The following is an 11,721-nucleotide window of genomic DNA, read 5'->3' on the forward strand; positions in this document are numbered from 1 at the left end:
GCTCAACATCGATCACTGCCGTGGAAGTCATGCCACAATCACAGCGCCACCAGCCCACAACTGCCAGTGCAACCACGTCATCAATCCCCCATGACATTCCTTGGGGTGAACATATGACGCAGTGTCATATGGCGATACGAGCTGCCGGGCGAATTCGCGAACCAGGCCGCTACGGCACGCCTCGCCGAGAGCGGCAGGCTCCCGCGGGCGGTCCGGCATGGTGCCAGGTAACCGGGTCATTACGACACCGGTGGCAACTCCACCCCCGGGACGGGCGTCACTATTGTAGGGAGCGCACCGACAGGTCTCGACCATGCCGCGACGGCGCGGTCGAGACTAGCCTTCGTTGCCAGCAGCGGTATCGGCGAGACGGATTTCGCGAGGAGTGGACGTGATGGCGACGAACGCCCGCCAGGCCTCCGAGCTGGGCGGATTCCCGGTGCATACGCTCACGGAACCCCGCCGGAGTCCAGAATATCCACCATGACGGCGCATGGGGTGTTCGCAGGACGCAGTGCCACTGGTGCCACCGCGAAGCCGGGACCACACTAGTCGCAGACTCGCTGATCAACTTCGGAGAGTAACTATGAGCGCCTCGATACTGCTCCATCCTAGTGATGACTGGCCGGTCCGGCCAGGCACAGCAGGTCACGCCGGGTTGCCGGTAGCGCCGAGATATCGGGCAGCAGACGGGAAAAAGGAGGTTTCGTCGTGCACTACGCGGTGGGCATAGATCTCGGCACCACGTTCACCTCCGCCGCGATCGGGGACCAGTCGGGTTCGCGGATGGCGCCACTGTCCGAGGGGTTCGTCATCCCGTCGCTGGCCTACCACGCGCCCGACGGCAGCCTGCTCACCGGAGCCGCGGCCCAGCAGGCCGCCACCGACCCGGCGCGGCTCGGACGCGGGTTCAAGCGACGGCTCGGTGACCCCACCCCACTGCTGCTCGGCGGCGCGGCGTACTCACCGACCGCGCTGATGGCCGCGCAGCTGCGTGGCGTGCTCGACCAGATCATCGGCGCGATGGGCGGCGCGCCCGCTTCGATCGCGCTGACCTGCCCCGCCATCTGGGGTCCCTACCGGCGAGAGCAGTTCGCCGACGTAACCAGGCTCGCGGGCCTCGACGACGCCCACGTGATCACCGAGCCGGAGGCGGCGGCCACGCACTACAGCCGCGAACGCACGCTCGGCGAGGGCGAGGTCGTCGCCGTCTACGACCTCGGCGGCGGCACGCTCGACACCACGGTGCTGCGCATGCGCTCCGACGGCATGGAGATCCTCGGCACGCCCGAGGGCATCGAGCACCTGGGCGGCATGGACTTCGACGACGCCCTGCTCTCCCACCTCGACGCACGGCTCGAGGGCGCGATCAGCAGGCTCGACCCTGCCGACCCCACGGCGGCCGAGGCGCTGGCCCAGATCCGCTCGCTGTGCGTGAGCACCAAGATCTCGTTGTCAACCGAGCCCGACGTCACGATCACCGTGCCGCTGCCGTCGGGACCGCGCGAGCTGACGATCACCCGGCGCGAGTTCAACGCCGTGATCAGGCCGTCCGTGGAGCTCACGGTCGGCGCGCTGCGCCGCACGGTCTCGTCCGCGGGACTGCACCCCGACGACCTCTCCGCGGTCCTGCTCGCGGGCGGGTCCTCGCGGATCCCGCTGGTGAACCAGCTCGTGTTCGAGGAGTTCGACAAGCCGGTGCGGGTCACCCAGCACCCGAAGTTCACCGTGGCACTCGGCGCGGCCACCGCCGCCACCCGCGCCGCCTCCGGCGCCCCGGCCGCCGGGCAGGCGCCCGAGGCCGCGAGCGGCACCGACGGCGCGGAACCGATCACACCCGCTCCCACCAGGAAGGTGTCGCGCCGAGGACGGTGGGGAGCCCTGCTGGCCGGCGGGGCCGTCACCGCGGCGGCGGTGCTGGTGACCACGCTGATCGTGGACGACTCCGACGTGGTTCCCGCGGGCGCTCCGGCGGGCACGGCGCTGCAGAACGACGGCGGCCAGGCCAGCGGACGACCCAACCCGGACACCCCGCTGACGCTGTTCGACAACGAGCTCGCCGAGCAGTACCACGCCTTCATCGGCTCCAACGAGAACTGGGGCGGCAGCGAGGTCGTCGGCAAGGCCGTGAGCCACGAGGCGATCGAGGCCAACATCGAGGACGGGCTGCGGGTGATGTGGCGGGGCGAGTCCCCAGGTCAGGTCTACCTCCAGTCGGTCAACGAGTACCCGGACCTGTCCGGCTACACCGAGCGCAACGGCGCACTGGTGTTCGACGTGCAGGTCAACGAGGCCGCGACCGGCCCGTCGACCGTCGGCGCGCACTGCCGCTACCCGTGCGGCGGCACGCTGGACACCACCAACCTGTTCGGCCAGCTGCCGGTCGGCGAGCAGCGGACGGTCAAGATCCCACTGCGCTGTTTCGTCGAGAAGGGTCTGGACCCGACCCAGGTGGACACTCCTTTCGTCGTGTATTCCGAGGGTCCGTTCGACGCCACCTTCCGCAACATCCGCTGGGAAGCCGACGTCGCGGAGGACTCCGACGCGACCCCGTGCGCCGCCGTGCCCTGATCCAGCGGGTGCGATCCGCGACCGGAGTGTGACGTCCAGAGTGGAGTCGTCACACACCGGTCCGGTCCGGAGAATCTCGGTATCGCCACGAAAAAATCCTCCGGCAGGCTCCACAATGCACCGAGAGAAACGCGCACCGACGACGATTCTGTGCCCTGAGGACAGGATTCGTACCTGTTCGCACTCGGCGGGCGCCAATTCGCGACGATGATCGATACCGTGCGAATGCGGGCAATGAGCCCGGCACTTCACCGAGAATTCGAGGTAGAACTGATGATGCGCAAACTCGTGACCACCGTCGGCCTCACGCTGGCCGCTTTCGGCTTCGCCACCGCCGCGCCCGCGCTAGCCGCGACCGCCGAGACCGGCACCCAGCAGGTCGAGACCCAGGCCTCCTGGGTTTACGTCAAGTGGTTCGAGGGAAACAACAAGTACGTCCACACCATCTGTGAGGTACAGGCCCGCCAGGACTACCCCGGCCGCCCCGTCGACTGCCGGGGCGTGGGCAGCACCACGCAGATGTGGGTCAAGTTCTGACCCACGACCACCGCGCTCGCCCCTCGCCGGAGGGGTCAATGGGGTTATCCCTACGCGTGGACGCGGGTTAACTCCCCCGCGTGGAGGGATAGTCCCAGCGACTTCGACCCGTTCCGGCGAGAAGCTTTGTCCACAAGGGCAACGCGATACGGGCGAGGTCAGAAAATGGTCACCATCGAGGACATCGTGCGCGTACATGGCGCCGCTCTGCACTCCTACGCCACCCGGCTCACCGGTGGCGATCGGCACGCCGCCGAAGATGTCGTCCAGGAAACCTGGGTACGCGCGTGGCGCAGGCTCGACCGGCTCACCGAGGATCGCGGCTCCGTTCGCGGGTGGCTGATGCGGGTCGCGCACAACATCGCCATCGATCAGCACCGCGTCCGCCGCGCTCGGCCCTCCGAGGTCGAACTGCCGGAGCAGGGGTTCGAGTACACGATCATCCAGCAGCCCGCCGACGAAGTGGAGACCCGCATGGTCGTCGGGGAGATCCTCGACGGCCTGCCGCCGGTGCACCGGGACACGCTCGTCGAGGTGTACTACGCCGACCGCACCGCGACGTCCGCGGCCAAAGTGCTCGGAATCCCCGCGGGAACTGTGAAGAGCAGGCTGCACAACGCGTTGCGGACACTGCGCTCCACGGTTCAGCTCGAAGCGGCCTGAGGTCGCGACCACTCTCCACGACTCTCGAAGACGTGCCGGCCCCGCCGCGCTACTCCGCGCGCGGCGGGGTCGGCACGTCTTCGGGCAGCAACACGCACAGGTCGTCCATCGTCGGGTCGGTCAGCGACCGCGTGCGACGCGCGTGGTGGGCGACGGTCGAGTCCAGCACCTGCCTGGCATAGCGGCCGTTGCCGAACGAGTCGCCGCGGTGCATGTTCGCGAAGTGGGTGCGCAGAGCCGCCACCGTCGGACCCGTGCACTCGTAGCCCGACTCCGTGGCATGCTGGTTGACGATGGTGACGAGCTCGTCCGCGGTGTAGTCGGCGAAGCGGACCCGGTGGCTGAACCGGGATGACAGACCGGGGTTGGCGGCGAGGAAGCCCGCCATCTCCCGCTCGTAGCCCGCCGCGATCACCACCACCTCGTCGCGGTGGTCCTCCATCAGCTTCACGAGCGTGTCGATCGCCTCGCGGCCGAAGTCGTGGCCCGCGCCCCTGCTCGACGACAGCGTGTACGCCTCGTCGATGAACAGCACCCCTCCCCTGGCACGGTCGAACGCCTCCGTGGTGCGGCGCGCCGTGTGCCCGACGTACTCGCCCACCAGATCGGCCCTGGCGACCTCCGTGACCTGTCCCTGCGCGATCACGCCCAGCGCCGCGAGCAGAGAGCCGTAGAGCCGCGCGACGGTGGTCTTACCGGTACCGGGCGGACCCGCGAAGATCAGGTGCCTGCTCACCGACGGCGCTGGCAGGCCGGCCGCCTGCCGCCGTCGTGCCGACGCGAGCAGGTCGACCATGTCGGACACCTCGGCTTTCACCTCGTCCAGCCCGACGAGCGCGCGCAGTTTGCCGAGCAGCTGCTCGATGCGCTCCTCGTCGGCCCGGCCAGCGCCCGCGCCGACGGACGAGCCGGGCAGCGGCCCGAGGTCGGCGGGAAGGAGTCTGGTGAGCGCGACGTGCCCGGCGTCGGGGTCGTCGGCCAGCCGGTACGCCTGCCTGCCCAGCATCTCCTCGAACACCTTGCGCGCGGTGCGGCCGTTGCCGAACGCCGAGTCGCGCGGCAGATCGGTGAAGTAGGTGTGCAGCGCCGCGCGGGTCTCGAACTCCAGGCGGTAGTCGTGGCTGCCGCACAGGCCCTCGACGATGGTGACGAGCTCGGCCGAGGAGTAGTCGGCGAACTCGATTGTGCGCGAGAACCGCGACGACAGCCCGGGGTTCGCCGCGAGGAACGAGCGCATGTCGTTGGTGTAGCCGGCGACGATCACCACCACCTCGTCGCGGTGGTCCTCCATCAGCTTCACGAGCGTGTCGATCGCCTCGCGGCCGAAGTCCGGTCCGCCGGAGGAGCCGTTGCCCGCCGACAGCGTGTAGGCCTCGTCGATGAACAGCACGCCGCCGATGGCCTTGTTGAACATCTCGGTGGTCTTGATCGCCGTGCCGCCGACCACCGACGCGACCAGGTCTGGCCGGGCCACCTCGACGAGCTGGCCGGAGCGCAGCACGCCCAGCGCGGTGAGGATGCGGCCGTAGAGCCGCGCCACGGTGGTCTTACCGGTACCGGGCGCGCCGGTGAAGACCAGGTGCCGCGACAGCGGAGGCGACGGCAGCCCGGCCGCGGCCCGCCGTTCGGACATCTGGTGCAGCCGGACGAGCGTCTCGACCTCACGCTTCACGCCGTCCAGCCCCACGAGCGCGGACAGCTCCTCGAGCAGCCCGTCCAGCTCGTCGCCGTCGGAGCGCGACGGCGGCTTCTCGTCCTCTGTGGACCCGCCGGGTTCCGGGAGTCCCGTACCGCCGGGCAGTCGGGTGTCGTTGCCGAGGTTGCGGTCGGCGCTGCAGCCCGCGACGTCCACGGGCTGGTCGGTGAGCACCGAGATCCCGTCGCCGAGGTTGTCGCGCACGACGGCGCCGTTGATCGAGCCCTCGGCGTGGTCGCGCCACAGGGCACCGGTCTGGCACTCGCGCACTTCGCCGCCCTCGATCACGAGCCGCGCCTGGTTCCGGGCGGTCAGCCCGGCCGAGGCGGCGCCGACGACCGAAGTGTCGCGCACGCTCACCGTGGCCTGCTGCTCGGCCACGATCCCGCCGCCGGAGCCGCCGGTGATCTGGCAGCCGGCCAGCCTGGCCGAGGCGTCGCCGCCCACGACGACGGCGTCGTGGCCCGCGCCGGTGACCACGCACTCGTTGAGGTCGGCCGTCGAGGAGTCCAGCACCTGCACGGCGTGCCCGCGCGCACCCTCCACGACGACCCGGTCCAGCTCGGCGTAGGCGTCCTGCACCACCACGATCGCCTGGGCGGTGGTGCCCGCGATCCGGCAGTCCCTCAGCACCGGCCGCGACCCACCCGCCGACAGCAGCGCCACACCGTCCACGGTGGACACCTGGGTGTCGCTGACGGTCAGCTTGCTGCGTTCCTCGACCACGATCGCGGTGCCGGAGATGCTCTCGATCCGGCAGCCGCGCAGTTCGCCGAGCCCCTGGTCGGCGGCGAGCACCGCGCCCTTCGCCTCGGTCACCACGCAGTTGACCATGGTCGGTGCGCCGCCGGAGCGGGCGACCACCGCCGTCGTGCCGACGGAGGTGAACGTGCAGCCGGTGAGCTCGGCCTTCGCGCCGTCGAACACCAGCACCCCGGCGCCGCCAGGGTTGCGCACCGTGGTGCCGCCCAGCCGCAGCTGCGAACCCTTGCGCGCCACCACGGCGACCTCGGACTCGGCACCGACCACGCACTCGTCGAGGTTCAGCATCCCGGACCGCACGTCGACGGCGACCTCACCGTCGGAGTGGGCGAACTCGATGCCCGACACCTCGGCGTGCTCGACGGTCGCCCGCAGCACGGCGTCACCCGACGACTCGACCCGCACGTCCCCGGCCTGACCGGACCCGGACAGCGTCACGTCGCGGTCGAGCACGATCGACTCCGGATACACCCCTGGCCGCACGGAGATCACGTCCCCGTCGCGCGCCGCACTGATCGCGTCGCCGATGGTGCGGTAGCAGTCCGGCTCGGACGGTGACACCCCGAGCACGGAGCGAACGCCGGTCATCCTGCTCGCCACGATGGGCCCTCCTGATCGATGGGGTTCAGCGCCGCGCGCACGCGATGCCGGGTGAGTGGGCTCAACCGGTCACCCGGCTGGGTCTCCAGCGCGTGCCCGGCCAGTTCGGGATCCGGGGCGAACTGGTAGCGGTCGAGGTAGTAGCGGGTGGCTTCCGACCACACCCACGTGCCGTCGGAGCGCAGATCGGCGGGCACCGTGCCCGCGGAGCCGGAGACGATGTCGGTCATCCGGCTGTCCGCGCCGAGCACGACCTCTCCGCCAGCGAGGAAGTCCAGCAACCGCCTGCGGACCTTCGGATCGACCACCAGCTCGTGGTCGGAGGCGAACCACGGCCCGTCCTCACCGGCGCCGTCGAACGCGCGGGCCACGTGCACGGGCGTGCCGGGCTCGGCCGACCAGAGCAGCGTCGAGGCGAGCAGGGCCTGCTCGTGGTAGCCGGGCAACGGGTGTCCCGGCTCGAACACCTCGACCCTTGGAGTGTCCACACCGGACTTCAGCAGCGCCTGCTGTGCGGCGGCGGCGATGGCGGCGTGTCCGGTCTCGGCCTGCACGAGGTGCACGCGATCGGTGCCGTCGCGCATGGTCGCCCAGCAGGCGGTCGCGGTGTTCCTGATCGCGTGGACGAGTGCGCGGTCGGCGGCCTCGTGGCCACGTGGCTCGGGGATGAACAGGTGCCTGCGCGGCGTGGCCGGTGACTCCGCGAGAGCGGTGAGCAGCTCGTCGAGCCTGCCGATGTCGCCGTCGGCGAGCGCCTCGCGCGCGACGAACAGCCAGCCGTCCGGCGCCGTGCCCGCGAAGCCGAGCAACTTCTGGTGCTGGTCCATGGTCGCCTCCTCAGGCCGCCGGGAGCGGGCCGAACCACCGGCTCGCCGGCACGGGTTCGGCGGGTGCGGCCCTCGCCGCGGACGCCGCGCGCAGGCGGGTCAGCGCCGCCTCGCCCGCGGAGCCGTCCTCGGCGAGCAGCACGCGCCGCACGGGCGTGGTCTCGACGGCCAGCACGCGCAGCCGCGTGTGGCCGGACAGCACGACCTCGGCTCCTCCCTCGTCGCGCAGGCCGTCGAGCCTGCGGGCGGTGGTGGTCCAGATGAGCGCCTCGGCGGGACCGGCGACGCTGGCCGTCAGCGGCGCGGCCACCACGGGCGTGGGCAGGCGCAGGACCGACTCGGGCTGGACGTCGGTGCCCTCCGGAATGCCCCGCACGACCACGGTCCTGGCCGTGGGCAGTCTGCGCAGGCCGTCGGCGAGGCACGTGTAGAAGTCGGCGTCGTAGGCGCCGTCCGGTTCGTCGGCGAACACTCGGACGACGGCGAGCTCGGCGAGCAGCGCCGACCGATCGCCCGAGCCGAAGCGCAGGCCGGGGCGCTCGGAGAGCAGCTGCGCGACGGCACGGGTGGCGACGTCGTAGCGGGAACCGAGCCTGCCGCGCATGGCGCGCCGTTGTTCGGTGGTGCTGCGGGCGTGCTCGGGCACCTCGATGGCCGCGGTGGGGGCGGCGGGGGCGGCGGGGGTCTCGGCGGGAGTCGTCTCGGAGGGGGCGGCCGTGGTGGCCTCGCCGGTGGACGGCGCTGCGGGCTCCTCGGCGGTGGGCGCGACGGCCGGAGGTGTGTCCGCCGCGGGTGCGGCCGAGGGGACCGCGGTGGGTGTCTCGACGGTGACCTGGAGGGCCGCGCGCCCCGGGAGGAGTCCGGTGACGGAGTCCGCCGTCGCCGCGGTCTCCTCCGCCGTGGCGGCGGCGTTCGTTGCCGCCTGCGGCGCGGGAGGCGCGGCGGGCTCCTGCGCCGCGGGAGGTGCCTGCTGCGCGGTGGGGACCGGCTCGGTGGCGGAGGGCGCCTGTGCCGCGGCCTGCGTGACGGGCGTGGAGGCGACGGGGGTCCGAGGGCCCGCGGGCGCCGGTGCGACGGGCGGGTGCGCGTCCGCGGCGGCAGGCCGCGAAGCGGCGCTCGGCGCCGGTGCGGCAGGAGCCGGGGTCGACGGCACTGCCCTCGACTGCGCGGCGGCAGTCCGCGGGGTCGCGCTCGGGGCCGGTGCGACGGGTGCCTGCGCGTCCGGGGCGGCGGGGCGCTGCGCCACGCTGGGCGCCGGTGCGACGGGCGGGTGCGCGTCCGCGGCGGCAGGCCGCGCGGTCCCGCTCGGCGCCGGTGCGACGGGTGCCTGCGCGTCCGGGGCGGCGGGGCGCTGCGCCACGCTGGGCGCCGGTGCGACGGGCGGGTGCGCGTCCGCGGCGGCAGGCCGCGCGGTCCCGCTCGGCGCCGGTGCAACGGGTGCCTGCGCGTCCGGGGCGGCGGGGCGCTGCGCCACGCTCGACACCGGCGCGACGGGTGCCTGTGTCGCGGTCGGCGTTGGCGTGGCGGGTGTCGCCGAGGACGCCTGCTCGGCCGCAGGTGCCTGCGCGGCGGCAGCCGGCCGGGTCACGGCCGGTGGCGGGCCGGACGGCGCGGATGCGGCGGAAGCACGGGTGGGTGGCTGCCCACCGGATGCGCCCACGATTGCTGCCGTTCCCTCGGGCTCAGGAGCGATCCGCGCCTGACCTCCCGGCGGAGTGGGCACACCGGGCGAACGCGGCGCCGCCCCGGGCACGGGTGCGACCGGCCCGTCGTGGGACTGGTCGGTGGCTGCGGCGGACTCGCTCTGCGGGAACTCGCGGGTGTCGTCGTTCGCGCCGAGCTCCGCCGTGATCCGCGAGGGCGGAGCCTGGAACTCGGCGGACGACCGCGCCGTCGAGGCGGACACGTGACCGGACCGCTCGGGCTCCACGGACTGTTGAGCGGCGAACAAATCGGGTGCCCCCGGACCGGCCGGGGCGCGCGCGGCCGACGGAGGTGCGCTCATCGACGGCCTGCCGGCAGGCGGAGTCCGCTCGCCCGGGCGCCCTGCGCCCGCCGCGGGGTTCGCCTGAGGCTGGCCACCCGGATGAGTCGGCAGGTCCGTCCGCGCCGCCGCGGCACCGGGCGAACCAGGACCGGCCGCAGGCTGCCCGCTGGACGAGGGACGACCGGCCGGGGCGGACATGCGCGTGCGTGCCGCGGCCGATTGCCGACGGACGAACGGCGGGGGCGCCCCCGGGCCGACCGGGGCGGCGCCCGGCCCGGACGGCATGGACGTTGTCTGCGACGTGGACGACGTGGACTGCGTCGATGGTGTGGACTGTGCGGACGGCGGGCGGCCCGCGGGCGCGGACCCAGTCCCCACGCGCGGCTTCACGCCAGAATCCGGCACCGGCGTCGACGGCGCGCGAAACGCGGGTGCAGACCCGGTGCCCACGCGCGGCTTCGCGGCGGAGTCCGGCAGCGGGACCGGCGGCGTCCGCGGGACGACCGACGGCGCGACCGCGGCCGCCGCCACGGCCGGGATGTCCGCATCGGGCTCGCTCTCGTCGACGGTCAGGACTCCGCCCTGGATCTCGACCGCTGTACCGGGCTCCGCGGCGGGTTGCTCCGGCTTCCCGGCCGCGGACGCCTCGGCGGCACCGCTGGTGGACGGTGCGACAGTGAGCACCCCGTCCTGGATGTCGACGCTGGTGTCGTCGTCGGCGACCGGCGCGAGGATCGGCTCGGCGGGCCGGAGCCTGCCGTCGGCGGTCACCACGAGCGCTCCCCGGGGAGCCTGGGCGGCCGTCCGCGTCGACGTCGACGCGATCGCGGGCTGGTCCTGCTCGGCGACCGGGACCACCCGGTCCGACGCCTCGATCTCGGCGAGCGCCTCCTCGGATGCGGCGTCGGCAGGCAGGATGCGCAGGATCTTCCTGGTGTCGGCTGGCAGTTCGCGCAGGAGCCGGTCGAACGCCGAGCGAGCCTCGTCGGACACGGGGCCGTCGGCGACGAACACCACGTCCGCGTGCGGACCGGTGTCCACTGTGGCCATTCCGGACAGGTCGAGGTTCCTCGACTCGGGGCGCACCACCAGGCCGCGCGGCACCACGTCGACCCGCCAGCCGTCGGTCAGCCGGTAGGAGCCCGGCTCGGCCAGCGCCAGGCTGGGCGGCGCCACCCACCGGTCCAGCACGGGCGCGCTGCCCGGCCGGTACACGCTCTCCACGGCGAACGGGCGCCAGCGCACCTCACCGCGATCGTCGGAGTGGACCAGCCCGCCGTCGCCGGGGACGCCGTGCGCCACGCGGATCGGCGCGCCCAGCTCCTCGGCCACCTCCTGCGCGGTGCCGCCGGTGCCGTACCACGCGAGCACGGCGCGGTCCCTGTTCTCGTCCGGCAGGGAGCGCAGCACCTCCACCACCACGCCTGTCTCGGGCGGCCGCTCCCCCGGCGCGCCGAGCACGACGTACATGCGGTCGGGGTCGGGGACGCGGCGCAGCAGCGGGTCGGCGGGGCGTTCCCCGGCACCGGGACGCCGCACCCACAGCCCGACCGGCACGGAGATGCTGTCCTCCGACGGCGTGGGCAGACCGTCCTGCCACCACGGCGCGGGCAACCGGGCTCCGACGCGGGTGCGCGTGCCGCCGGGGCGGTAGGACACCCAGCCGGCGCTGCGGCCGGGGACGAACACGCTGCCGTCGGCGAGCGCCACCGGCGTCCCGTCCGCGGCGGTGACCTCGACGCCGAGCCGGTCGGCGAGCAGCCTGGCGGGCGGCAGGGTCCCGTCCTGCCCCATCGCGCCGAAGTCGGGGGCGACGACGCACAGGTCGCCGTTGGCCTCGTCGGCGAGGTCGGCGAGCACCCACGGGTCGAGCCTGGTCATCGCGCCGACGGAGGAGTCACCGACCACGACGAACGTCCGGTCCCGCTTGTGGGGCAGGTTCGCCGCCAGCAGCACCGCGGCGCCGTCCGCGTCGAGCTTGCCGACGACCAGCGCGTGCCGGACGCGTTCCACCGTGATCGACTCGTCCACTCCGCCTCCTCACTCACCGGGGACACGGCCACGCGCCCCGGGAGGGT

6 protein-coding genes are annotated in these 11,721 nt (G+C 73.1%); 3 read left to right on the plus strand and 3 right to left on the minus strand.

The features are described from left to right. Window positions 1–711: 711 nt before the first annotated feature. From JHE00_RS25895 to JHE00_RS25905, 3 genes are all read left to right on the plus strand, one after another. Complete coding sequence (locus tag JHE00_RS25895) at window positions 712–2,571, plus strand: Hsp70 family protein (RefSeq protein WP_307832111.1); 1,860 nt, start codon at window positions 712–714, stop codon at window positions 2,569–2,571. A 273-nt stretch (window positions 2,572–2,844) separates the two neighbouring features. Next, window positions 2,845–3,108, plus strand: a complete 264-nt coding sequence (locus JHE00_RS25900; protein WP_200322810.1) for a hypothetical protein — start codon at window positions 2,845–2,847, stop codon at window positions 3,106–3,108. 165 nt (window positions 3,109–3,273) lie between these two features. Continuing rightward, a complete protein-coding gene (locus JHE00_RS25905; RefSeq protein ID WP_200322812.1) occupies window positions 3,274–3,771 on the plus strand; it encodes a sigma-70 family RNA polymerase sigma factor in 498 nt (165 codons plus the stop codon). A gap of 49 nt (window positions 3,772–3,820) precedes the next feature. Here JHE00_RS25905 and JHE00_RS25910 read toward each other — a convergent pair whose 3' ends face one another. The 3 genes from JHE00_RS25910 to JHE00_RS25920 are packed head-to-tail and all read right to left on the minus strand — an operon-like array spanning window position 3,821 to window position 11,674. Beyond that, window positions 3,821–6,829, minus strand: a complete 3,009-nt coding sequence (locus JHE00_RS25910; protein WP_307832112.1) for an AAA family ATPase — start codon at window positions 6,827–6,829, stop codon at window positions 3,821–3,823. Further along, on the minus strand, window positions 6,814–7,656 hold the full coding sequence (locus JHE00_RS25915; RefSeq protein ID WP_200322814.1) for a hypothetical protein: 843 nt from the start codon (window positions 7,654–7,656) through the stop codon (window positions 6,814–6,816). The genes JHE00_RS25910 and JHE00_RS25915 overlap by 16 nt, the downstream gene beginning before the upstream one ends. Window positions 7,657–7,666: 10 nt before the next feature. Then, on the minus strand, window positions 7,667–11,674 hold the full coding sequence (locus tag JHE00_RS25920) for a hypothetical protein (RefSeq protein ID WP_200322816.1): 4,008 nt from the start codon (window positions 11,672–11,674) through the stop codon (window positions 7,667–7,669). Window positions 11,675–11,721 lie beyond the last annotated feature (47 nt).

This window comes from Prauserella cavernicola, assembly GCF_016595675.1.
Taxonomy (GTDB): Bacteria; Actinomycetota; Actinomycetes; order Mycobacteriales; family Pseudonocardiaceae; genus Prauserella_A; species Prauserella_A cavernicola.

Bases quoted from the DNA above. Each gene is read 5' to 3' on its own strand.
- JHE00_RS25915 (WP_200322814.1), bottom strand. From the start codon at position 7,656: ATGGACCAGCACCAGAAGTTGCTCGGCTTCGCGGGCACGGCGCCGGAC.
- JHE00_RS25900 (WP_200322810.1), top strand. From the start codon at position 2,845: ATGATGCGCAAACTCGTGACCACCGTCGGCCTCACGCTGGCCGCTTTC.
- JHE00_RS25905 (WP_200322812.1), top strand. From the start codon at position 3,274: ATGGTCACCATCGAGGACATCGTGCGCGTACATGGCGCCGCTCTGCAC.